The organism is Variovorax atrisoli 110B, assembly GCF_000382045.1.
In the GTDB taxonomy this organism is placed as follows: domain Bacteria; phylum Pseudomonadota; class Gammaproteobacteria; order Burkholderiales; family Burkholderiaceae_C; genus Variovorax; species Variovorax atrisoli.
The window spans coordinates 393,680-415,384 of sequence record NZ_KB907450.1 but is presented as its reverse complement, the minus strand read 5'-3'; the positions used below and the strand labels follow the sequence as shown (position 1 = coordinate 415,384).

The 21,705-nt window shown below is 68.3% G+C and carries 20 protein-coding genes; 9 read left to right on the top strand and 11 right to left on the bottom strand.

All coding sequences use genetic code 11. The annotated features are described in order from the left end of the window. Nucleotides 1–19: 19 nt before the first annotated feature. From G369_RS0102025 to G369_RS0101995, 7 genes are all read right to left on the bottom strand, one after another. Nucleotides 20–748 carry an ABC transporter ATP-binding protein gene (locus G369_RS0102025; protein WP_019652308.1) on the bottom strand — a complete coding sequence of 243 codons (729 nt, stop codon included), beginning with the start codon at nt 746–748 and terminating at the stop codon, nt 20–22. Beyond that, on the bottom strand, nt 745–1,509 hold the full coding sequence (locus G369_RS0102020; protein ID WP_019652307.1) for an ABC transporter ATP-binding protein: 765 nt from the start codon (nt 1,507–1,509) through the stop codon (nt 745–747). Before G369_RS0102020 ends, G369_RS0102025 begins: the two co-directional genes overlap by 4 nt. A gap of 45 nt (nt 1,510–1,554) precedes the next feature. Then, nucleotides 1,555–3,015, bottom strand: a complete 1,461-nt coding sequence (locus G369_RS0102015) for an extracellular catalytic domain type 2 short-chain-length polyhydroxyalkanoate depolymerase (protein WP_019652306.1) — start codon at nt 3,013–3,015, stop codon at nt 1,555–1,557. 246 nt (nt 3,016–3,261) lie between these two features. After that, on the bottom strand, nt 3,262–4,452 hold the full coding sequence (locus tag G369_RS0102010) for a substrate-binding domain-containing protein (protein ID WP_019652305.1): 1,191 nt from the start codon (nt 4,450–4,452) through the stop codon (nt 3,262–3,264). A 132-nt stretch (nt 4,453–4,584) separates the two neighbouring features. Beyond that, the gene (locus tag G369_RS0102005) at nt 4,585–4,872 is read right to left on the bottom strand and encodes a hypothetical protein (protein ID WP_019652304.1); all 288 of its coding nucleotides are present in this window, start codon (nt 4,870–4,872) and stop codon (nt 4,585–4,587) included. Next, nucleotides 4,869–5,204, bottom strand: a complete 336-nt coding sequence (locus tag G369_RS0102000) for a hypothetical protein (protein WP_019652303.1) — start codon at nt 5,202–5,204, stop codon at nt 4,869–4,871. Before G369_RS0102000 ends, G369_RS0102005 begins: the two co-directional genes overlap by 4 nt. Nucleotides 5,205–5,258: 54 nt before the next feature. Then, nucleotides 5,259–6,791 carry a sigma-54-dependent Fis family transcriptional regulator gene (locus G369_RS0101995; RefSeq protein ID WP_019652302.1) on the bottom strand — a complete coding sequence of 511 codons (1,533 nt, stop codon included), beginning with the start codon at nt 6,789–6,791 and terminating at the stop codon, nt 5,259–5,261. 135 nt (nt 6,792–6,926) lie between these two features. Between G369_RS0101995 and G369_RS0101990 the strand changes: the two genes are divergently transcribed. From G369_RS0101990 to G369_RS0101975, 4 genes are read left to right on the top strand one after another with little or no spacing between them, the layout of a single operon-like run. After that, the gene (locus tag G369_RS0101990; protein WP_026346143.1) at nt 6,927–7,625 is read left to right on the top strand and encodes a TetR/AcrR family transcriptional regulator; all 699 of its coding nucleotides are present in this window, start codon (nt 6,927–6,929) and stop codon (nt 7,623–7,625) included. Next, complete coding sequence (locus G369_RS0101985) at nt 7,622–9,172, top strand: efflux transporter outer membrane subunit (protein WP_019652300.1); 1,551 nt, start codon at nt 7,622–7,624, stop codon at nt 9,170–9,172. The genes G369_RS0101990 and G369_RS0101985 overlap by 4 nt, the downstream gene beginning before the upstream one ends. Then, nucleotides 9,169–10,377: an efflux RND transporter periplasmic adaptor subunit gene (locus G369_RS0101980; RefSeq protein ID WP_019652299.1), complete on the top strand. Its 1,209-nt coding sequence runs from the start codon at nt 9,169–9,171 to the stop codon at nt 10,375–10,377. The genes G369_RS0101985 and G369_RS0101980 overlap by 4 nt, the downstream gene beginning before the upstream one ends. 20 nt (nt 10,378–10,397) lie before the next feature. Next, on the top strand, nt 10,398–13,514 hold the full coding sequence (locus G369_RS0101975; RefSeq protein WP_019652298.1) for an efflux RND transporter permease subunit: 3,117 nt from the start codon (nt 10,398–10,400) through the stop codon (nt 13,512–13,514). Between the two features lie 84 nt (nt 13,515–13,598). Here the strand turns inward: G369_RS0101975 and G369_RS0101970 are convergent, their stop codons facing one another. From G369_RS0101970 to G369_RS0101960, 3 genes are all read right to left on the bottom strand, one after another. Then, nucleotides 13,599–15,122 (bottom strand): tripartite tricarboxylate transporter permease, encoded by a 1,524-nt coding sequence (locus G369_RS0101970; RefSeq protein WP_019652297.1) that lies wholly within the window; start codon nt 15,120–15,122, stop codon nt 13,599–13,601. Nucleotide 15,123: 1 nt separating this feature from the next. Then, a complete protein-coding gene (locus tag G369_RS0101965; protein ID WP_019652296.1) occupies nt 15,124–15,660 on the bottom strand; it encodes a tripartite tricarboxylate transporter TctB family protein in 537 nt (178 codons plus the stop codon). A 142-nt stretch (nt 15,661–15,802) separates the two neighbouring features. Further along, complete coding sequence (locus G369_RS0101960) at nt 15,803–16,762, bottom strand: Bug family tripartite tricarboxylate transporter substrate binding protein (protein WP_019652295.1); 960 nt, start codon at nt 16,760–16,762, stop codon at nt 15,803–15,805. Nucleotides 16,763–16,898: 136 nt separating this feature from the next. Between G369_RS0101960 and G369_RS0101955 the strand changes: the two genes are divergently transcribed. The 4 genes from G369_RS0101955 (at nt 16,899) to G369_RS0101940 (ending at nt 20,457) form a co-directional block, all read left to right on the top strand. After that, entirely contained in the window at nt 16,899–17,582 is a 684-nt protein-coding gene (locus G369_RS0101955) for a response regulator transcription factor (protein WP_019652294.1), read from the top strand. Between the two features lie 115 nt (nt 17,583–17,697). Then, a complete protein-coding gene (locus G369_RS0101950) occupies nt 17,698–19,140 on the top strand; it encodes a sensor histidine kinase (RefSeq protein ID WP_019652293.1) in 1,443 nt (480 codons plus the stop codon). 19 nt (nt 19,141–19,159) lie between these two features. After that, a complete protein-coding gene (locus G369_RS0101945; RefSeq protein ID WP_019652292.1) occupies nt 19,160–19,594 on the top strand; it encodes an RNA-binding S4 domain-containing protein in 435 nt (144 codons plus the stop codon). A gap of 56 nt (nt 19,595–19,650) precedes the next feature. After that, a complete protein-coding gene (locus G369_RS0101940) occupies nt 19,651–20,457 on the top strand; it encodes a PPK2 family polyphosphate kinase (RefSeq protein ID WP_019652291.1) in 807 nt (268 codons plus the stop codon). A gap of 57 nt (nt 20,458–20,514) precedes the next feature. On the opposite strand, the gene G369_RS0101935 is transcribed toward G369_RS0101940, so the two are convergent. Further along, nucleotides 20,515–21,183 (bottom strand): hypothetical protein, encoded by a 669-nt coding sequence (locus G369_RS0101935; RefSeq protein ID WP_019652290.1) that lies wholly within the window; start codon nt 21,181–21,183, stop codon nt 20,515–20,517. Between the two features lie 142 nt (nt 21,184–21,325). On the opposite strand from G369_RS0101935, the gene G369_RS0101930 reads away from it, so the two are divergent. Next, on the top strand, nt 21,326–21,670 hold the full coding sequence (locus G369_RS0101930; RefSeq protein WP_020722923.1) for a c-type cytochrome: 345 nt from the start codon (nt 21,326–21,328) through the stop codon (nt 21,668–21,670). The last annotated feature ends 35 nt before the right edge of the window (nt 21,671–21,705 follow it).

The window sequence follows — 21,705 nt, the reverse complement described above, 5'->3', positions numbered from 1 at the left end:
GAACAAGACACGGAATACGTCATAGCGCGAGACCCAAGAGAGATTGCTGCAATTGCGCGTCCGCAGAAAACTCCGCCATGGAGCCCGCATGCACCACGCGCCCGTTGTCCATCACCGCGACGGTGTCGCCCAGCCGCTGGGCGAAGTTGATGTTCTGCTCCACCAGCAGGATGGTCACGCCGCTGCGCTTGAGCTCTGCGAAGGCGTCGATCATGTTGTTGATCATCACGGGCGCCAGGCCCTTGCTGGGCTCGTCGATGATGAGCAGCTCGCGCGGCTCCACGATGGCGCGCGAGACGGCCAGCATCTGCTTCTGCCCCCCCGAGAGCTTGCCCGCCGGATGGTTCCAGAACTTCTCGACCGCGGGGAAGAGCTTGAAGATCCACTTCAGCCGCGTGTCGTCGATCTGCGCCGCGTTCTTCGCGCCGCGCGCGGCCAGCAGCATGTTCTCCTTCACCGTGAGGTCGGAGAAGATGCCCATGTTCTCGGGCACGTAGGCAATGCCCAGCCCGGCGATCTGCGGCGTGTGCTGGGCGGTGATTTCTTTCTCGCCGAAGCGCACCCTGCCCTGCGACGCATGCCACAGGCCCATGATGGTCCGCAGCGTGGTCGTCTTGCCCGCGCCGTTGCGGCCGAGCAGCATGGTGAGCTGCCCGCGCGGCACGGCGAGGTCGACGCCGTGCAGGATGTGATACGCCCCGATGTGCGTGTGCACGCCCTCGAGGGTCAGCAGATTGTTCGCGCTCATGCGGCCTCCTTCGAAACGCCCAGGTAGGCCTCCTGCACCACCGGCGAGGCGATCACTTCGGCCGGCTCTCCGTCGGCCACCAGCGTGCCGTTGTGCAGCACGATGATGCGGTCGGCGAGCTCGCGCACCACGTCCATCTTGTGCTCGACCAGCAGGATGGTCTTGGTCTTGTCCTTCTTGAGCTTGCGGATCAGGTCGAGGATGACGGGCGCCTCGGCCGCGTTCATGCCGGCCGTGGGCTCGTCGAACATGAAGACCTTGGGCTCCAGCGCCATCAGCAGCGCCACTTCCAGCTTGCGCTGGTCGCCGTGCGGCAGGCTCGCCACCGTGGCGTGCTCGCGCGACTTCAGCGCCACGTCGGCCAGGATCTGGTCGGCGCGCTCGGTCAGCGCCCTGTGGTCGCTCCAGATGCTCCACAGGTTGAGCCCGCGCCGGTGCGCGCCTTCGCGCGTGGCCTGCACCGCGAGGCGCACGTTCTCCAGCACCGTGAGGTTGGGGAACAGGTTGGTCAGCTGGAACGCCCGCCCCAGCCCCGCGTGCGTGCGCGCGGAGGGGGACAGGCCCGACAACGACTGCCCGTCGAGCGACACGGTGCCCGCACTCGCCTTGAGCTGGCCCGAGATCAGGTTGAAGTAGGTGGTCTTGCCCGCGCCGTTGGGGCCCACGATGGCCGTCAGCGTGCCGGGCGCGAAGGCGCAGCTCACGCTGTTGACGGCCACGTGCCCACCGAAGCGGATGGTCAGATCTCGGGTCTCAAGCATCGTCGTTGGTCATTGCGAATCGGAAAACAGGAAAGAAGACCGGCCTCAACAGGTGCCGATCACGTAGTAGTTGGGCCCCGTCTGCTTCAGCGTGGTCGTCACGTAGATGTTCCACAGCCCCATCGACTGGTTCGAGCCGTACGCATAGGTCAGGCCGTACAAGGCATAGGCGCGCCCGGCGATGGTGTGCGTGTAGTTGCTCGCGGTGTAGCAGGTGCCGCCGCTGCCGCCTCCGGTGGTGGTGCCGGTGGCGGCCGACGACATCGCGCCCTCGACGTTGCTCGCGTTCAGCGCGGCCACGGTCCAGCTGTAGGTGGTCGAAGCGGCAAGGCCGCTGTCGGTGTAGCTGGTGGCAGTCACCGGCGAGGCGTTGACCTTGCTGCCGCCGCGGTACACGTTGTAGCCGCTGGCGCCGCTCACTGCGTTCCAGGCGATCACCATGCTGCTGGCGGTGGCGCCCGACGTGCCCACGCCGGTCGGCGCCGGCAGGCCGCTGCCGCCCGAGGAGCCGGTGACGCGGTCGATCATCGCCTTCATAGCGGCCATCTGCGGGCCCGACTTCTTCGCATAGTTGGCGTTGTCGTAGCCCCACCAGTCCCAGCAGCTGTTGGTGGCGGCCGTGCTGGTCTGCGGATAGATCAGCACGATGTTGTTGGTGTCGGCCCAGCGGTTGTAGCCGGTCTTGCGAACGTACTGGTCGCCCACGTCGGTGTAGTTCTGCTTGCAGCCGTGCAGCACCAGGTGCACGCGGCACGAGGTGGTGGTGCAGGCCTGCGGCACGTAGATCCAGCCGGTCGCGGCCATGCCGTGGCCGCTGACGAACTCCGACTGGTTGAACTCGGTGAAGGTGCCGCCGAGCGTGCCGTTGTTGCGCGGGTTCAGCGGGCCGTACAGCTGCGTGAGGATCTCTCCCGCGAGGTCGAAGCCGCAGTTGTTGATGTAGGGGGCTGCAGTGGTGCTGCAGGCGCTGCCGTAGTCGTCGGTGACCATCGCGTGGCCCGCGCCGATGTTGTTCTTGTAGACGACGTTGGCCGCGGGCACGAAGCTCTGGTAGTAGGTCTTGAGGTCGTCCATCACCGCCTGCTTGACGGTGTTGTCCGAGGTGCCCGAGAACATGTAGACCTTGGAGCCGCTCATGTTCGACACCGGGTCGATCGCACCGCTGGCAGCCCAGCTGTTGGTGGTGCTCACGAGCGAGGACACCGGGATGCTGGTGCTGTGCGTCATGCAACGCCCCGTGGCGTTGAGCACCGAACCTTCGGCGCAGTAGTACGGGCCGCCCGCCACCACGCCCGCGCCGCGCTTGAACGTGGCGGAGTACGCCACGTGCAGCTGTACGGCCATGAAGCCGCCGGCCGACAGGCCCGACACGCTCACCTCCGCCGGATTGGCACCGAGCGCGGGCAGCGGCACGGCCGCCTGCGCGGCGTGCGCCGCCGCCGTCATCGCCGCGGCTGCGGCGAGCGCCTTCCAGTTCTTCCACTTGTTCCATTTCATCGCTGGCATCGCTGTCTCCTTGTGTTGTGGGTATCGAACGCTTGCTTTGCTGACTGACGAATCGAATCGGCCGGGGGAACAACATGCCGCCGCGAAGAAGGACGCAGGCTGGCGCTTCGCCCGGCGGCCATCCGGGGCGAAACTGAAATTAATTCGAGGAACACCGCGGAACCGGCCTTGCCGGGCCGCAGGTGTTGCCCCCGGCAGGGGGTTGGCGTAGCGACACGAAGTGCGCGTAGCCTGGGGGGCGAGTTCTTACCTCTTGTTCTTGATCGGAATGTCCATTTCCTCGGGCTTGATCTCGTGCACCAGCTCCGGCACGCCCCAGGCGAACGCCGGGTCGACCTTGATCTTGAAGTGGTACATCGACTGCATCGCCTGATGGTCTTCCTTGCGGAAGGTCATCTTGCCCTTGGGCGTGTCGAAGCTCATGCCTTCCATCGTGCTGATGAGCTTGTTGGTGTTGGTGTCGCCGTTGGTCTTCTTCAGCGCGGTCACCACCGCCATGGCGGCCGAGAAGCCGCCGGCCGTGAAGAAGTCGGGCGGCGTCTTGAATTCCTTGTAGTGGGCCGAGACCATCGCCTCGTTCACCGGGTTCTTCGGGATGCCGAAGTAGTAGTAGGCCGCGCCTTCCATGCCCGGCAGCGCCTTGTAGGCGGCCATGGCCGGCAGGATGTTGCCGCCGGTGGCGATCTCGATGCCGTAGCGCTTGAGGTCGAGGTCGACGATCTTGAACGGGTTGCCCGCGCCGGCCCAGACGATCCAGATGATCTTGCGGCCCGGCTGGTCCTTCAGCTTGTCGATCAGGCGCTGCGCGCCGGCGGTGAAGTCCGTGGTGGCGGGCGGCAGGTATTCCTCGTGGACCAGCTTGGCCTTCTTGAGCGCGGCACCGAAGGCCTTCACGCCGTCGCGGCCGAAGGCGTTGTCCTGCGCCAGCGTGGCGACGGTGACGCCGGGCTTGTCGATGGCCACCGCGTTGGAGATCGCGTCCTGGCTCGAATTGCGGCCGGTGCGGAAGATGTACTTGTTCCACTTGTCGCCGGTGATCGAGTCGGCCACCGCGGGCTCGACGATCAGGATCTTCTTGTACTCCTCGGCCACCGGCAGCATCGCCAGCGCCACGCCCGAGGCCGTCGGGCCCACGGCCAGCGCGGCCTTGTCGTCGGAATACGCGGCGGCCAGGAGCGACTTGCCCAGGTCGGGCTTGCCCTGGTCGTCCTTCTCGATGACCACCAGCTTCTTGCCCGCCACGGTCATCGTGCCGCCGGTGGCGTAGTCCAGGCCCATCATGAAGCCGGTCTGGGTCTGCTTGCCGTAGGCCTCCAGCGCGCCGGTCTTGCTGTAGATGTGGGCGATGCGGATTTCGTTGGACTGTGCCCAGGCCGGAGCGGTGGCTGCGGCACAGGCGGCGAGCGCGGCCAGGGCGACGAGGTGGCGACGGTTCATTCTTTGTCTCCTGAAAAAGGTGACTGAATATTGCACAGTTCGTGCCACCCGCTAAGCCATTGATAACAAACGTTTCTCCATTCGAGAGAAGCGCTCTCCGGCTGAATTCAGAACACTCGCAGTGTCTGAATTTCAGTCGGATGTCTGATTTTCATTCAGGGTTTTCGCGGAGACCTGACGCTGGGCGATCCACTGCTCGAACTGGCGCTCGGCCTGCTGGCGGAACTCGTTGCGCGCATGGTTGCAGGCGGCGTGCGCGAGCCGCCGGTGCTTCGAGGAGCGCACTCCGCCGAAGGTCGAATCCACCAGATGCTCGATGGTGGCCGACTCCGGACGGCCCGCCGGCTCGTCGAAGTCCATCGGCAGCCCGCACCAGTGGCAGTTGGGGCCGAAGGTGGAACGCAGGGCCTTGACGCTCACAGGTCCGCGTACTCCAGGATCTCCTGACCCATCAGCGTGCAGTCGTTGCCCGACACGTAGTAGATGAGCCGCATGCGGTACTGCCCCTTGTAGATGCTGCCCCAGACCTCGAGCACCTTGAACTGCTGCTTCTTGTTGGCGGGGTTGCGGATCGGCGGCAGCTCCTTCACGTCGGGACTGATGCGGATGCGGTCGTCCTCGCCGAAGTGGAAGGTCAGCAGCTTCTTTGCGCGGGAGACGGCTTCGCCGGAACACTGCGGCGCGGCGTTGGCCATGCCGGCGACGGCGCAGAGGCCAAGACAGGCGGCGATACGGACGAGGGCCTTCTTCATCGGATGTGGCGTCGGGGTTGTGGGATGGGGCGGGAGTATCGCTCGGGCATGGGCTCACTGCTCCTGACTCGTCATCCGCTCATAGAGCGTCGCGCGCGAAATGCCCAGCAGCCGCGCAGTGGCCAGCTTGTTGCCGCCGGTGGACGCCATAGCCGCGGCGATCGCCTTGCGTTCCAGCTCGGCCACCTGCTGCGACAGCGGCCGCAGCAGCGCGGCCTGCTCGTCGGCATCGTGGCTGGTCTGCAGGGTGGCGGGCAGCTCGATCTGCTCCAGCCCGGCTTCGCGCAGGATGCGTTCGAGCTGCACGGCGTCGATGCGCTGCGAGTCGCTTCGCATCGTCACCTGCTCCAGCACGTTGCGCAGTTCGCGGATGTTGCCGCGCCAGTGCTGGCCGGCGAGCAGCGCGAGCGCGTCGGGCGTGAGTTCGGGGGGCGCTTCGCCGCTGCGCAGCGCCATGTCTTCGCCCAGCGCCTCGACGAGCGCGGGGATGTCGGCGCGCCGCTCGCGCAGCGGCGGCACACGCAGCGGGAGCACGTTGAGGCGGTAGTACAGGTCTTCGCGGAACTGGCCGCGGCGCACGAGTTCGGGCAGGTCGCGCGAGGTGGCGGCGATCACGCGGGCGTCGAAGGGTACGAGCTTGTTGGAGCCCAGCGGCTCGATCTCGCCCTCTTGCAGCGCGCGCAGCAGCTTGGCCTGCAGGCCCAGCGGCATGTCGCCGATCTCGTCGAGGAAGAGGCTCCCGCCGTCGGCCAGCTTGAACTTGCCTTCCCGGCCCTTGCGGTCGGCGCCGGTGAAGGCGCCGGGCGCGAAGCCGAAGAACTCGGCTTCCAGCAGCGTGTCGGGCACGGCCGCGATGTTGACGCTGACGAACTGGCCCCTGGCCCGCGCCGACGAGGCATGGATCGCATGCGCGAGCAGCTCCTTGCCGGTGCCGGTCTCGCCCAGCAGCAGCACCGGGCTCGTCGATTGCGCCGCGCGCCGCGCATGCCGCTTCACCTCCACCGCCGCCGGACTGCTGCCGATGAAGCTCGCGAAGGTGTACTTGGAGCGACGCTGGCCATCGCCCGAGTGCTGGTAGAGCGGGTTGTTGCGCTGGCTCGCGAGTTCGCGGCGGGCGTCGTCGAGGTCGCGCTGCAGCAGCGCGAACTTGCTGATGAGCGGCTGCAGCGTGGTCTCGGGCTGGTCGAAGAGCACGATGCCGATCGCACCGATGACCTTGCCCATGCCGCCCTCCCCGCCACCGCGCTCTTCGCGCAGCGGAATGCGGCTGACGACGAAGGTGCCGGCCTTGTTGGTCAGCAGGTCGACCAGGATGGGCTCGCCGGTCTCGAGCACGCGCCGCATCTGGGTGTTGGGGATCACGTCCTCCACCATGTGGCCCATGAACTCGTCGATGGACGAGAAGCCCAGCGCGGGCAGGAAGCGCCGGTAGCCTTCGTTGACCCACACGATGCGCCCGGTGCTGTCGACCAGGAACATGCCCTGGCTGATGCTCGAAAACAAATGAAACATCGAGCGCGCGGCGAGCGCGAGAATGCCCTCGGCATCGAGAGGCAGCGAGGGTGTTGCGGTGGAGGCTGCAGGCATGTCGGGATCGTAGCGCGGGCCGGGCCCGCCCCTTAAGTCTTAAGGATTCGCTTCGACGGGCACGGTCCGGCAAAGACCTTCAGGAAGCCTTAAGTTAATCAATCGTTTGATTTTGTGCGTGGTGTAATGCCGGGCATGAACGCGAGAGATCCGATCACCCAGGCACCTCGCCGCGCACCGCGCGCAGACGGTGCCGAGGCACGCCACCGGCTGCTCCACACCGCCTTGAGGCTGTTTGCGCAGAAGGGCTTCGCAAAGACTTCCACGCGCGAGATCGCCCGCGAGGCCGAGGTCAACATCTCGGCCATCAGCTATTACTTCGGCGACAAGGAGGGGCTCTATGCGGCCACCTTCAGCGAACCGATGGGCGGCGACTCCAGCGACCTCATCGCCGCCTGCAACGTGCCCAGCCAGCCGCTCGAGGCCACGCTGCGCAGATGCATGGTGTTGATGATCGACCCGCTCAAGCAGGGCGAGATCGTGCGGCAGTGCATACAGCTGCACATGCGCGAGATGCTGGAGCCCACGAGCCGCTGGGCCGAGGAGCTGGAGCGCGACATCAAGGGGCCGCACCGCGCCATCGCCGAGCTGCTGTGCCGCCACCTGAAGGTGGAGCGCCCCGACGACGACATCCATCGCCTGACCTTCGCGATCACCGGATTGTCGATGCAGCTCTACGTGAGCCAGGACTTCATCGAGGCCCTGCGCCCGTCGCTGCTGCGCACACCGCGCGCCATCGACACCTGGGCCGATCGCCTTACTTCCTACGCGCTGGCGCTGGTCCAGACCGAGGCGGCGCGCAGGCAGGCCGAGAGAAAGCAGAAGAAACAATGAGAAAACTCCGATTCAGATCCAGGCTGACGGCCGTCCTCTGCACGGGGATCGGCATCGGCCTCTCGGGCTGCTCGCTGACGCGTCCGCCCGCGCAGGTCGAAGCGCCGGTGCCCGCGCAATGGCGCGCGCCCCTGCCCCATGGCGGCTCGCTGGCCTCGCTGGCCAACTGGTGGAGCCAGCTCGACGATCCGCTGCTGGTCGAACTCATCGCCGCCGCCGAGGCCGCGAGCCCCAACGTCGCGAGCGCCGCCGCGCGCGTGGCCGAGGCGCGCTTCACGCGTGTGCAGGCCGGTGCGGCGCTGCTGCCCAGCCTCGACGGCACCGCTTCGGCAAGCCGCGGGCCGGTGGGCGTTTCCGGCGGCAGCCCATCTGGCGCGGGCGCGGGCACGGGTGCAGGTTCGGGAAGCAGCAGCAGCGGCGGACTCTCTTCCAGCACGCCGATCACCACGCTGCAGGCGGGCCTGCAGTCGAAGTGGGAAGTCGATCTGTTCGGCCGCCTGCGTGCCGACCGCGACGCGGCCGAGGCCAAGCAGAACAGCGCCAACGCCAAGTGGCACGACGCCCGCGTGGCGGTGGCGGCGGAAACCGCCAACGCCTATTTCGCCGAACGCGCCTGCCAGCAGCAGCTTCGCGTGTCGGAGGCCGATGCACGCTCGCGTGCCGAGACTTCGCGGCTCACCGACCTGTCGGCGAAGGCCGGCTTCACCGCGCCCGCCGATGCGGCCCTTGCACGCGCCAGCGCATCCGATGCATCGGGCCGGCTCACGCAGCAGCGCGCCCAGTGCGCCGTGCAGCGCAAGGCGCTGGTCGCGCTCAGCGGCATCGACGAGGCCACGCTCGAAGGCAAGCTCGCCGCCGCGCCGGCGCAGCGCGCTCTGCCGGCCGTGGGCAGCATCGCGAACGTGCCGGCCGAGGCGATCTCGCAGCGCCCCGACGTGTACGCGGCCGAGCTCGGCGTGGCCTCCGCGAGCGCGGACGTGGGTTCGGCCGAGGCCGAGCGTTATCCCAAGCTCACGGTGTCGGGCTCCATCGGCCGCTCGCAGTACCGCGTGAGCGGCGTGCGCCAGTCGCTCGAGACCTGGACCGTGGGCCCCGTCGCGCTGACGGTGCCGCTGCTCGACGGCGGCTCGCGCAAGGCGAACGTCGATGCCGCCAAGGCGCGCTATGCCGAGGCCGTGTCGCTCTACCGTGCCAACGTGCGGCAGGCCGTGCGCGAGGTCGAGGAGGCACTGGTCAATCTCGACGCTACCGACACCCGCACGGCAGACGCCGATGCCGCGGTGAAGAACTACCAGGCCTCCTTCGACGCCACGCAGGCGCGCTACAGCACCGGTCTCGCAAGCCTGTTCGAGCTGGAAGACTCGCGCCGCACGCTGTTCTCGGCACAGACCGCGCGCGTCTCGCTGCAGCGCGAGCGCACCGAGGCATGGGTGGCGCTGTACCGCTCGATGGGCGGCGGCTGGAATCGCCAGGCCGCGCAGGGCCCCTCTTTCGAATCGTCCTCAATGACCACATCCCCGGCCGCGAAGGTCGCGACGTCGCCATGAAAACAATGAAGCGTTCCACTCTCGCCATCGCGCTGATCGCGCTGGTCGTCGTCATCGCGGCGATCTTCTTCATGAGGGGCGGCAAGCCCTCGGGCAAGGCCGGCGACCAGGTCGCGGCAACCAAGGGAAAGGACGGCGCCGCGGCCCCCAAGCCCGCGCTGACCGTCACCGTCGCCAAGCCAGAGCCCACCGAGCTGATGCTCACGCTCGCGGCCAACGGCAACGTGGCCGCGTGGCAGGAGGCAGTCATCGGCTCCGAGTCCAACGGCCTGAAGCTGGCCGAAGTGCGCGTGAACGTGGGCGATACGGTGAAGAAGGGCCAGGTGCTCGCCGTGTTCTCGCCCGAGACGGTGCAGGCCGACATCGCGCAGGCACGCGCCTCGCTGGCCGAGGCCCGCGCCACCGCGGCCGACGCCGCCGGCAACGCGGCGCGCGCACGCACGCTGCAGGCCACGGGCGCACTCAGCCAGCAGCAGATCAACCAGTACCAGACCACCGAGCAGACCGCCAAGGCGCGCGTGGAAGCGGCCGAGGCCGTGCTGGCCGCGCAGCAGGTTCGCGGCCGCAACACCCAGGTGCTGGCACCCGACGACGGCGTGATCTCGGCGCGCACCGCCACGGTGGGCAGCGTGGTCGCGGCGGGCACCGAGCTCTTCCGGTTGATCCGCCAGGGCCGCCTCGAATGGCGCGCCGAGGTGACCTCGGCCGAGCTGAGCCGCGTCGCGGTCGGCACCACCGCCTTCGTGGTGAGCGCCAGCGGCGCGCAGGTGCGCGGCAAGGTGCGCAGCATCGCGCCCACGGTCGATCCGCAGACGCGGGCGGCCCTGGTGTACGTGGACCTGCCCAACGTTCAGCAGAACACCGGCGTCAAGGCCGGCATGTTCGCGCGCGGCGACTTCGAACTCGGCCGCAGCACGGCACCGACGGTGCCGCAGGCCGCCGTGGTGCCGCGCGACGGCTTCAACAACGTGTTCATCCTGAAGCCCGACAACAAGGTGGCGCAGATGAAGGTGCAGATCGGTCGGCGGCTGAACGACCGCATCGAGATCACCAGCGCGCTGCCCGAGGGTGCCCAGGTGGTGGTGCAGGGCGCGGGCTTCCTCAACGACGGCGACCTGGTGCGCGTGGTCGATGCGCCCTCGCCTCCTTCATCCGCCGCGGCCCAGCCCGCCAGGCCGGCGGCATCCGACGCTGCGGCGAAGTAAGCAATGCAAAGGACACGCCCATGAACGTTTCCGCCTGGTCCATACGCAACCCGATTCCGGCGGTGATGCTGTTCGTGCTGCTCACCTTTGGTGGGCTGCTGTCGTTCAACGCGATGAAGGTGCAGAACTTTCCGGACATCGACCTGCCGACCGTGACGGTCTCGGCCTCGCTGCCCGGCGCCGCGCCTTCGCAGCTGGAGACCGACGTCGCGCGCAAGCTCGAGAACTCCATCGCCACGGTGCAGGGCCTCAAGCACATCACCACCAAGGTGCAGGACGGCGCCGCCACGCTGATCGTCGAGTTCCGCCTCGAGAAGCCCGTGCAGGAGGCGGTCGACGACGTGCGCTCCGCCGTGCAGCGCGTGCGTGCCGACCTGCCGGCCGACGTGCGCGACCCCGTGGTCACCAAGCTCGACTTCGCGGCGCAGCCGGTGCTGGCCTTCACCATCGCCTCCTCGGCCATGGATGCCGAGGCGCTGAGCTGGTTCGTCGACAACGACGTCACCAAGAAGCTGCTCGCCTTGCCCGGCGTGGGTGCGGTGAACCGCGTGGGCGGCGTCACGCGGCAGGTTCACGTCGACCTCGATCCGGCCAAGCTGCAGGCACTGGGCGCCACCGCGGCCGACATCTCGCGCCAGCTGCGGCAGGTGCAGACCGAGAGCGCGGGCGGCCGCTTCGACCTGGGCGGCAGCGAGCAGCCGGTGCGCACCATGGCCACGGTGAAGTCGGCCGACCAGCTCGCCGACATGCAGATCGCGCTGAGCGACGGCCGCCGCATCCGCCTCGACCAGGTGGCGCGCGTAAGCGACACCATCGCCGAGCCGCGCGCTGCGGCGCTGCTCAACGGCAAGCCCGTGGTGGGCTTCGAGGTGGCCCGCAGCCGCGGCGCCAGCGAGGTGGAGGTGGGCCATGCAGTGATGAAGGCGCTGGCCGACATGCGCGCCGCGCGCCCCGACATTGAGCTGACCGAGGCCTTCAACTTCGTCGAGCCGGTGGAAGAGGAATACAACGGCTCGCTGCACCTGCTGTACGAGGGCGCCATCCTCGCGGTGGTGGTGGTGTGGCTGTTCCTGCGCGACTGGCGCGCCACCTTCGTCTCTGCCGTGGCGCTGCCGATGTCGGTGATACCGGCCTTCATCGGCATGCACCTGCTGGGCTTCTCGGTGAACGTGATCTCGCTGCTGGCGCTGTCGCTGGTGGTCGGCATACTGGTGGACGACGCGATCGTGGAGGTCGAGAACATCGTGCGCCACCTGCGCATGGGCAAGACGCCCTACCAGGCGGCCATGGAAGCGGCCGACGAGATCGGGCTGGCGGTGATCGCCACCACCTTCACGCTGATCGCGGTGTTCCTGCCCACGGCCTTCATGAGCGGCGTGGCCGGCAAGTTCTTCAAGCAGTTCGGCTGGACGGCCTCGCTCGCGGTGTTCGCGTCGCTGGTGGTGGCGCGGGTGCTCACGCCGATGATGGCGGCCTACATGCTCAAGCCGGTGGTCACGGCCGAGACGGAGCCGGGCTGGATGCGCTGGTACATGCGCGCCGTGACCTGGAGCACGCACAACCGCTTCAAGACGATGGTGCTGGCCACCCTCTTCTTCTTCGGCTCGCTGGCGATGATCCCGCTGCTCAAGACTGGCTTCATTCCGCCGGACGACAACTCGCAGACGCAGATCTACCTGTCGCTGCCGCCGGGCTCCACGCTGGCGCAGACCACGGCGGCGGCGGAGGAAACCCGCAACCGCGTGATGAAGATCCAGCACGTGCGCAGCGTCTACACCACGGTGGCCGGCGGCAGCGCGGGCGGCGACCCGTTCGCGAACTTCGGCACGCCCGAGACACGCAAGGCGACGCTCACCATCAAGCTCGACCCGCGCGGCGACCGGCCGCGCAAGCAGGTGATCGAGAACCAGATCCGCGCGGCGCTCGAAACGCTGCCCGGCGTGCGCAGCACGGTGGGCCTGGGCGGCTCGGGCGAGAAGTACATCCTGGCGCTCACGGGCGAGGACCCGGTGGCGCTGTCGAGCGCGGCCAGCGCGGTGGAGAAAGACCTGCGCACCATCCCCGGCCTGGGCAACATCACCTCGACCGCGAGCCTGATCCGTCCCGAGATCGCCGTGCGCCCCGACTTCGCGCGCGCCGCCGACCTGGGCGTGACCAGCTCGGCCATCGCCGAGACGCTGCGCGTGGCCACGCTGGGCGACTACGACCAGTCGCTGGCCAAGCTCAACCTCGCGCAGCGTCAGGTGCCGATCCTGGTGAAGCTCGAGGACTCCGCGCGCACCGACATCGACCTGCTGGGGCGTCTGTCCGTGCCCGGCACGCGCGGGCCGGTCATGCTGAACCAGGTGGCATCGCTGAGCATGGAAGGCGGCCCGGCGGTGATCGACCGCTACGACCGCTCGCGCAACGTGAACTTCGAGATCGAGCTCTCGGGCGTGGGCCTGGGCGACGCGAAGGACGCGGTGCAGAAGCTGCCGTCGATCCAGAACCTGCCGCCGGGCGTGCGCATCGCCGAGGTGGGCGACGCGGAAGTGATGACCGAGCTGTTCGCCAGCTTCGGCCTGGCCATGCTCACGGGCGTGCTGTGCATCTACATCGTGCTGGTGCTGCTCTTCAAGGACTTCCTGCACCCGGTGACCATCCTGTGCGCGCTGCCGCTCGCGCTGGGCGGCGCCTTCGTGGGCCTGCTGATCGGGCAGAAGGCGCTGTCGATGCCTTCGCTGATCGGGCTGATCATGCTGATGGGCATCGCCACGAAGAACTCCATTCTTCTGGTGGAGTACGCCATCGTGGCGCGCCGCGACCACGGCATGAACCGCTGGGATGCCCTGCGCGACGCCTGCCACAAGCGCGCGCGCCCCATCATCATGACCACGCTGGCCATGGGCGCGGGCATGCTGCCCATCGCGGTGGGCTTCGGTGCGGCCGACTCCAGCTTCCGCTCGCCGATGGCGATGGCGGTGATCGGCGGCCTGATCACCTCCACCGTGTTGAGCCTCCTGGTGGTGCCGGCCGTCTTCACATACGTCGACGACATCGAGCACTGGATCAAGCGGACGGTGCGCAGGCTGCGCGGGCAGCCGGCGGATCCGCACATCGACGACGACCTGATCGAGACGCCCGCGCCGGGGCGGTAGCAAGAAGCTGCTGCGCAAACAAAAAAAGCTGCGGCAATGCCGCAGCTTTTTTTTGGCCAGGCCTCGAACGAAGCCTCCGGAAGATCAGGCGTCCATCTGCGCCAGTTTCGCCAGCTTGCGCTCGCTCATGCGCTTGGCAAGGCGCGGCAGGACCAGCACGGCCACCACGATGATGACCAGGGCGATCGACATCGGGCGCTGGAAGAACACCGCCGCGCTGCCCTCGCCGATCGACATCGCGTTGCGCAGCTGCGCTTCGGCCAGCGGGCCGAGGATCATGCCGACCACCACGGGAGCGGTCGGGAAGTCGAAGCGGCGCATCACCACACCCAGCAGGCCGATGGCGTACAGCAGGAACAGGTCGAACGCGCTCTGGCGCATGCCGTAGGCACCCACCGTCGCGAAGATCAGGATGCCGGCGTAGAGCTGGGGCTTCGGGATCTTCAGCAGCTTGACCCAAAGGCCGACCATCGGCAGGTTCAGCACCAGCAGCATCACGTTGCCGATGTACAGCGACGCGATCAGCGCCCACACCAGCGCGGCCGAGGTGGTGAAGAGCTGCGGCCCCGGCTGGATGCCGTAGTTCTGGAACGCGCCCAGCAGGATGGCGGTGGTGTTCGAGGTCGGAATGCCCAGCGTGAGCAGCGGGATCAGCGCGGCCGTCACCGTCGCGTTGTTGGCGGCCTCGGGGCCGGCCACGCCTTCGATGGCGCCGGTGGTGCCGAACTCGGCCTTGGCCGCCTCGTCCTTGGCCAGCTTCTTCTCGGTGGCGTAGCTCAGGAAGGTCGGGATCTCGGTGCCGCCGGCCGGAATGCAGCCGAAGGGCGTGCCGATGGCGGTGCCGCGCAGCCAGGCCGGGATGGAGCGCTTCCAGTCGCGCCTGGACATGTGCACGCGGCTGAGCTTGTTCTGCCCTTCCACCACGCGGCCTTCGTACAGCACGGCGTACAGCACCTCGGCCACGGCGAACAGGCCCACGGCCACCAGCACGATCTCGATGCCGTCGAGCAGTTCGGGGATGCCGCCGGTGTAGCGGCCCTGGCCCGAGATCTGGTCGAGGCCGATGCAGCCTGCGGCAAGGCCGACGAACAGCGCCGTCATGCCGCGCAGCGTGCTCTTGCCGAGCACCGCGCTCACCGTGGTGAAGGCCAGCAGCATCAGCATGAAGTATTCCGGCGGGCCGAGCTTGACCGCGAAGTCGGCCACGAAGGGCGCGAACAGCGTGACGATGACGGTGGCGATGGTGCCGGCCACGAAGGAGCCGATGGCGGCCGTGGCGAGCGCCGCGCCCGCTCGGCCGCTCTTGGCCATCTTGTTGCCCTCCATCGCCGTCACCATGCTGGCGGTTTCGCCGGGCGTGTTCAGCAGGATGGAGGTGGTCGAGCCGCCGTACATGGCACCGTAGTAGATGCCCGAGAAAAAGATCATCGAGGCCGTGATGTCGACCTTGCCGGTGATCGGCAGCAGCATGGCGACCGCCACGGCGGGGCCGATGCCGGGCAGCACGCCCACGGCCGTGCCCAGGGCGCAGCCGACCAGGCACCAGAGGAGATTGACCGGGGTGATGGCGGCCGCGAAGCCGGCCATCAGGGCGTTGAAGATTTCCATGTCAGATCCAGCCGGTCGAAGTGAGGCCAGGCAGGTTGATGGCCAGGAATTGCGTGAACATCCAGAACACCGGGGCGGAGATCACGGCGCCGGTGACGAAGTCGGTCGCCCAGGTGCGCGGCGAATTGACGCCGGCCTGCCCGCTCGCGCGGCGCAGGCCCTGCACCGCCAGCAGGTAGCACAGCGTGCAGCTCAGGATGAAGCCCAGCGTGGTGATGAGCGCCGCGTTGAGCAGCAGGCCCGCCGACACCCAGATGAAGCCGGGCCAGTAGGCATGCTCGGCGCCCGACGGCGCATCGAGTTCGCGAAAGCCGCCGGTGCGCGCCTCCCACAGGATCCAGGCGCCGCACAGCACGAGCACCACGGACACCAGCCAGGGCAGGAAGTTGGGACCGACGCCGCCGTAGCCCGCGTCGGAGGAGATGCCGATGGCGCCGAAGGCCAGCGCCACGCCGGTCAGCAGCACGCCGGCGCCGACAAGGGTTTGGGGCCACGTGGCCGCGGATTGCGGCGAGGCCGAGGAGTCTGGAGTTGTCATTTTTTGCTCCCGCATCGAGGGGAAAGAGAGCCCCTTCGGCAAGAAACACCGAGGAGCCGGCTTTGCCGGGCCTCGGGTGTTGACCCCGAAGGGGGAAGGCGCGCGCGACACGAAGTGCGCGCAGCCCGGGGGATAACCAGGTTCAGACCATGCCGGACTTCGTCATGATCGCGCGCAGGTTCGCGAAGTCGTCGTCCACGAACTTGGCGAAGGCGTCGCCCGAGAGCACCGCCGCCGTCCAGTCGTTCTTCTTGAGCGATTCGGCCCACGAGGCGCTCTTCATCGCGGCCAGCACCATGTCGGTCAGCGCCTTGCGCTGCTCGGCCGAGATGCCGGGAGCGCCGTAGACGCCGCGCCAGTTGCCGATCTCGACGTCGATGCCCTGCTCCTTCAGCGTGGGCACGTCGACGCCCGGCAGGCGCTGGGCGGAGGTGACGGCGATGGGCTTCATCTTGCCGGCGGCGATGTACTCGGCGAACTCGCTGTAGCCGCTGCCGCCGACGGTGACGTTGCCGCCCAGGACGGCGGCGGTCGCCTCACCGCCCCCACGGAAGGCGACGTAGTTGATCTTGGACGGATCGGCGCCGACCTTCTGCGCGATCATCGCCGCGGCGATGTGCTCGGTGGAGCCGCGCGAACCGCCGCCCCACTTGACGCTGCCCGGGTCCTTCTTGAGCTGCTCGACCACGTCCTTCATGGTCTTGAACGGCGAGTTGGCCGGCAGCACGAAGACGTTGTATTCGGTGGTCAGGCGCGCGATGGGCGTGGCCTGCGACAGGTTGACCGGCGGCTTGCCGGTGATGATGCCGCCCAGCATGACCGAGCCCATGACCATCAGCGCGTTGGCGTCGCCCTTGGAGCCGTTGACGAACTGGGCCAGGCCCAGCGCGCCGGCGGCGCCGCCCTTGTTGTCGTAGGTGACGGTGTCGGCCACCTTGGCGTCGGTCAGCGCCTTGCCCAGCGCACGGCCGGTGGTGTCCCAGCCGCCGCCCGGGTTGGCGGGGATCATCATCTTGACGTTGGCGGCCGCGCGCGCCGACAGTGGCAGCGCTCCCACGGCGGCCATGGCGGCCAGTGACTTCAGAAAGGTGTCGCGACGCATGCTTGGGTCTCCTGATTGGAAGTAACTTGAAAGGAAGCTGACTTGTAGCTGAGCGCTATCATGCGCCGCCCCGCTGTCAGTTGGCTGTCCGCCAGACTGGGGAAAACACCAAAGTACGCACCCCGAAGCCCCACGTATGAAGCTGCTGCTGGTCGAAGACGACCCCACGATGCAAATCACCCTGCAGCGCACCCTCGGGCGCCGCCGCATCGACGTGCGCGTCTGCGGAGACGGCGCCCAGGCCGTCACCCAGTGGCGAGCCATCGAACCCGACGTGGTCGCCCTCGACCTGAGCCTGCCGAACCTGGACGGCCTGCAGGTGCTGGCCCAGGCCCGCGCCGAAGGTTTGCGCACACCGGTGCTGCTGCTGACCGCGCGCGGCACGGTGGGCGACCGCATCGTCGGCCTGAACGCCGGCGCCGACGACTACCTGCCCAAGCCCTTCGACCTCGACGAACTGGAAGCGCGCATCCGCGCGCTGCGCCGCCGCAGCCACGGCGCCACCGGGCCGGACGCGGGCCTGAACCCGCAGGAGATCGGCGGCCTGCGCTTCGAGCCCGACAACGGCGCCATCTACAACCGCGCCGAGCTGCTCGAGCTCACCCCGCGCGAACTGGCCCTGCTGAAGGCGCTGATGATGAAGCCCGGCCACGCCGTGACCAAGGAGCGCCTGTTCGAACTGGTGTTCCCGGGCGAGACCGACGTGCAGTACGAGGCCATCGAGGTGGTGGTGTACCGGCTTCGCAAGAAGCTGGTCGGCACCGGCGCCGTGCTGATGACGATGCGCGGACTCGGCTATCTGCTGCGCCCTGAAACATGACAAACCCCCAGGCTGCGCGCACTTCGTGTCGCCTCGCCAACACTCTTGCAGGGGACAGCGCCTGCGGCCCGGCGAAGCCGGTTCCGCGGCGTTCGCCGGCCTGCGCGCCCATTCGATGATCCGCGCGATCTCGTTGCGCGCGCGGCTGCTGATCGGCATCCTCGCGCCGGTCACGGTGTTCATCGTGATCAACAGCGTGAGCCTGTACCGCCAGAGCCTGGCGGCGGCCACCACCGCCTACGACCGCACGCTGCTGGCCTCGGCCAAGACCATCGGCGAGCAGCTCGACGTGGAGGGCTACGACGACATGGCTCGGCTGCGCGCCATCGTGCCCTACTCCGCGCTGGAGGCCTTCGAGGCCGACAACCGCAGCCGGCTCTTCTACCGGGTCTCGGCACTCAATGGCGAGATGATCTCGGGCTTCGCGGAGCTGCCCTTCTGGCACGGCCGCATCCCTGACCGCAGCGCCTACGCGGCCCTGGTCGACTTCTACGACGCGCAGTTCCGCAACCAGCCGGTGCGTGTGGCGGTGCTCCTGCAGCCCGTCGCCAGCGCCACCGGCCGCGGCATGGCCGTGGTGCAGGTGGCCGAGACGCTGGAGATCCGCGAGACGCTGGCGCGCAAGCTGCTCATCGACACGCTGTGGCGCCAGCTGCTGCTGATGGGCGTGATCGCGCTGGTGACCGTGTTCGTCGTGCAGCGCGCCACGCGACCGGTGCGCGAACTGGGCGAGGCGATCGAGAAGCGCCAGGCCGACGACCTCTCGCCCATCGACGCCCCCGACGCGCCGCGCGAGCTGCGCCCGCTGATCGACGCCACCACCCAGGTCATGGGCCGGCTGCAGCGCCTGCTGGACCACCAGAAGCGCTTCGTGCGCGACAGCGCCCACCAGCTGCGCACGCCGCTGGCGGTGCTCAAGGCGCAGGTGCAGTCCGCGCAGCGCGGCGACGTGGTGCCGGAACAGGCGCTGGACGAGATCAGCGGCACCGTCGACCGCGCGACCATGCTGGCCAACCAGATGCTGTCGCTCGCCAAGGTGGAACAGCTGCGGCAGCAGCCGGAATCGGTGACGCTCGATTTCGCCGAGGTGGCACGCGACATCGCGCTCGACCTGTCGCCGCTGGTGGCCGACAAGGCGCTCGACTTCGAGCTCGCTGTCGACGAGCCCGTGCCGGTGCGTGCCCACCAGTGGATGCTGCAGGAGCTCACGCGCAACCTGCTGCACAACGCGATCAAGCAGAGCCCGCCGGGCGCCGCGCTGTCTGTGGCGGTGCGCGCGGAGGGCGCCGACGCGGTGCTGGTGGTGAGCGACGGCGGCCCCGGCATCTCGCCCGAGCTTCGCCAGCGCCTGTTCGCGCCCTTCTCGGCGGGCAGCACCTCCAGCGGCTCGGGGCTGGGTCTGGCGATCTGCCGCGAGATCGTGCTGGCGCTGGACGGGCACATCCGCCTGGACAACCGTACCGAGCCCGACGGCAGCGGACGGATCGTCGGGCTGGACGCCGTCGTGCGCCTTCCGCTCGCGTCGCCGCAGCCGGTGCCGTCGCGGCACAATGCCTGACCTCCACTCCTCGAATTTCATGGACCGTCTGCGCATCGACAAATGGCTCTGGGCCGCCCGCTTCTTCAAGACGCGCTCGCTGGCTGCGGAGGAAATCGGCAAGAACCGCGTGCAGGTGAACGGAGACGTCGCCAAGGCCTCGCGCGAGGTCAAGGCGGGCGACACCGTCGCGATGCGCATGGGCCCGCTGACGCGGACCGTCACGGTGCGCGGTCTCAGCGGCCAGCGCGGGCCGGCGCCGGTGGCGCAGCAGCTCTACGAGGAAACGGCGGAGAGCCTGGCCGCGCAGGCCGCCTTCCGCGAGATGCGCCGTGCGGGCATCGAACCGGCACTTGCCATCGAGCAGGGCCGTCCCACCAAGCGCGACCGGCGCGAGCTCGACGGCGCGGTGCGCCAGCATGCTGAGTGGGACAACCGCTGGAGCGCATCGCTGCCCGAGGACGACGAGTCCTGAGCAATCGCTTAACCTGCGGGCTTCGTCGTTCCCTTCCCAACACGGAGTCCAGCTACATGGCCAGCTTCAAGAAGTACCGCGTCGGCGGCAAGTTCAAGCTCTCCCACATCGACCCCGACGACACGCCCTTCTGCGAAGGCGACGAGAACGCCCAGCGCGTCGAGCTCGATGCCCTCGCCGTGGAGCTCGACGAGCTGCAGGACCTGCTGAACGCCGAGGGCAAGCGCAAGCTGCTGCTGGTGCTGCAAGGCATGGACACCAGCGGCAAGGACGGCACCGTTCGCTGGGTGTTCTCGCGCACCTCGCCGCTGGGCGTGCGCGTGACCGCATTCAAGGCCCCGACGGTGGACGAGCGCGCGCGCGACTACCTCTGGCGCTGCCATGCCGTGGTGCCGCGCACCGGCGAGATCATGGTCTGGAACCGCAGCCACTACGAGGACGTGCTGGTGCCCGTGGTGGAAGGCTGGATCGACAAGGCCGAGGCGAAGCGCCGCTACGCACAGATCAACGACTTCGAGCGCCTGCTGACGGAAACCGGCACGGTGGTCGTCAAGTGCATGCTGCACATCGACAAGGACGAGCAGCGCGAGCGCCTGCAAGCGCGCATCGATACGCCCGGCAAGCAATGGAAGTTCAGCATGGACGACCTGTCGGTGCGCACCAAGTGGAGCGCCTACCAGCAGGCCTACCAGAACGCCCTGGTGGCCACGTCGACCGACCATGCGCCGTGGCACGTGGTGCCGGCCAACAGCAAGCGGCACCGCAACGTGATGATCGCCCAGCTGCTGGTGAAGACCATGCGGCAGATGAAGCTCAAGCCGCCCGCGCCCGATCCGGCGCTCAAGGGAATGATCGTCAAATGAAAAACGGGCCCGCGTCGCGGGCCCGTCTGCCTTGCCGAGGGCGGGAAGCCGCCGGACTCAGGAGCGGCGTATCGCCGCCTGTGCCAGCACGCGGCACTTGCCGAACTCGCAGCGCACCGCCCAGGTTCCGCCGTTGTCGCAAGGCACGTTGTAGCTCTCGTAGCCGGGGCCCTTGGCCGTCAGCTCGGCACGCGGCTGGATGTTGCAGCGGCCGGCCTTGGCCAGCGCTTCGACGTTGTAGGTGTCGACGCCGGTGCGGCGCGGCTTGACGATCACGCCCGGATCGAAGGTGTTGCCGTAGAAGGTGTCGCGCACGTTCGGGTCGAGGTTGCGGTAGCCGCGCTTGGCCATGCAATGCACGATGGCGATCTGCTGATGATCGGCGATGAGTTCGGAACTCGGGCGGCCGTTCCAGTCGATGACGGCCGCCGTGATGCCGGTGTACGACGCCGCGGCGACGATGCCCTGCCCGTACACGGTGATCAGGCCCACGCCCAGGGCGCCCCACATGGCGTCGCCGGTTTCGCTGCGGGCGGTGATGCGGTTGGCGGCGGTGCGGCAGTCGGCCACGTCCTGGTCGTAGCGCACCTTGTCCACGCCTTCCATGGCCACCATCGGCACATAGGAAGTCCCCCTGCCCGTTCCGGGTTCGGTGGGGGTGGTCGGAGCGCTGGCGCAACCGGCCAGGGCCACGGCGGCGAACGCAATGCTCAGCAGCAGCTTCATGCAATCCCTCGTCTTCTTCGCGATAGTTGCGGGGATTTAACCATACATATAGTTACTCTTGAATCGTCTTGTCGTGAATGCACGACGGCCGGCCCCGCGCAAGCGGCATGCGACGATGACGGGCGCAGGCACCGCCCCACCCATGAAGATCCAGACTCCCGTCCAGCGCCTTTGCCAGTTCCTCGCGGGCTGTGCGTTGGCCATCCATTCGCTCTCCGCCATCGCCCAGACGCCGGCCGAGCTGGCCCGCAAGAACGCATGCATGGCCTGCCACGGCCTCGTGCACAAGCAGGTGGGCCCGGGCTTCGCGCAGATCGCCGAGCGCTATCGCGGCGATGCGGAGGCGGCCTCGCGGCTGGCCGGGAAGATTCGCAACGGCAGTGTCGGCACCTGGGGCCGCGTGATCATGCCGAGGCAGACCCAGGTGTCGGAGGCCGACGCGCAGGTGCTGGCGCAGTGGATCCTCTCGCAACCCGCCCCGCGGTGAGGCCATCGGGGCTCACCCGAAGGGCCGCTTGGTAA

What these genes read in the sequence shown, in the direction of transcription:
- G369_RS0101945 (WP_019652292.1), top strand. Translation starts at nt 19,160, where the DNA reads ATGGACCGTCTGCGCATCGACAAATGGCTCTGGGCCGCCCGCTTCTTC.
- G369_RS0101985 (WP_019652300.1), top strand. Translation starts at nt 7,622, where the DNA reads ATGAGAAAACTCCGATTCAGATCCAGGCTGACGGCCGTCCTCTGCACG.
- G369_RS0102010 (WP_019652305.1), bottom strand. Translation starts at nt 4,452, where the DNA reads ATGAACCGTCGCCACCTCGTCGCCCTGGCCGCGCTCGCCGCCTGTGCC.
- G369_RS0101935 (WP_019652290.1), bottom strand. Translation starts at nt 21,183, where the DNA reads ATGAAGCTGCTGCTGAGCATTGCGTTCGCCGCCGTGGCCCTGGCCGGT.
- G369_RS0101930 (WP_020722923.1), top strand. Translation starts at nt 21,326, where the DNA reads ATGAAGATCCAGACTCCCGTCCAGCGCCTTTGCCAGTTCCTCGCGGGC.
- G369_RS0101970 (WP_019652297.1), bottom strand. Translation starts at nt 15,122, where the DNA reads ATGGAAATCTTCAACGCCCTGATGGCCGGCTTCGCGGCCGCCATCACC.
- G369_RS0101960 (WP_019652295.1), bottom strand. Translation starts at nt 16,762, where the DNA reads ATGCGTCGCGACACCTTTCTGAAGTCACTGGCCGCCATGGCCGCCGTG.
- G369_RS0102025 (WP_019652308.1), bottom strand. Translation starts at nt 748, where the DNA reads ATGAGCGCGAACAATCTGCTGACCCTCGAGGGCGTGCACACGCACATC.
- G369_RS0101990 (WP_026346143.1), top strand. Translation starts at nt 6,927, where the DNA reads ATGAACGCGAGAGATCCGATCACCCAGGCACCTCGCCGCGCACCGCGC.
- G369_RS0102015 (WP_019652306.1), bottom strand. Translation starts at nt 3,015, where the DNA reads ATGCCAGCGATGAAATGGAACAAGTGGAAGAACTGGAAGGCGCTCGCC.
- G369_RS0101955 (WP_019652294.1), top strand. Translation starts at nt 16,899, where the DNA reads ATGAAGCTGCTGCTGGTCGAAGACGACCCCACGATGCAAATCACCCTG.
- G369_RS0101950 (WP_019652293.1), top strand. Translation starts at nt 17,698, where the DNA reads ATGATCCGCGCGATCTCGTTGCGCGCGCGGCTGCTGATCGGCATCCTC.
- G369_RS0101980 (WP_019652299.1), top strand. Translation starts at nt 9,169, where the DNA reads ATGAAAACAATGAAGCGTTCCACTCTCGCCATCGCGCTGATCGCGCTG.
- G369_RS0101965 (WP_019652296.1), bottom strand. Translation starts at nt 15,660, where the DNA reads ATGACAACTCCAGACTCCTCGGCCTCGCCGCAATCCGCGGCCACGTGG.
- G369_RS0101975 (WP_019652298.1), top strand. Translation starts at nt 10,398, where the DNA reads ATGAACGTTTCCGCCTGGTCCATACGCAACCCGATTCCGGCGGTGATG.
- G369_RS0101995 (WP_019652302.1), bottom strand. Translation starts at nt 6,791, where the DNA reads ATGCCTGCAGCCTCCACCGCAACACCCTCGCTGCCTCTCGATGCCGAG.
- G369_RS0102000 (WP_019652303.1), bottom strand. Translation starts at nt 5,204, where the DNA reads ATGAAGAAGGCCCTCGTCCGTATCGCCGCCTGTCTTGGCCTCTGCGCC.
- G369_RS0102020 (WP_019652307.1), bottom strand. Translation starts at nt 1,509, where the DNA reads ATGCTTGAGACCCGAGATCTGACCATCCGCTTCGGTGGGCACGTGGCC.
- G369_RS0101940 (WP_019652291.1), top strand. Translation starts at nt 19,651, where the DNA reads ATGGCCAGCTTCAAGAAGTACCGCGTCGGCGGCAAGTTCAAGCTCTCC.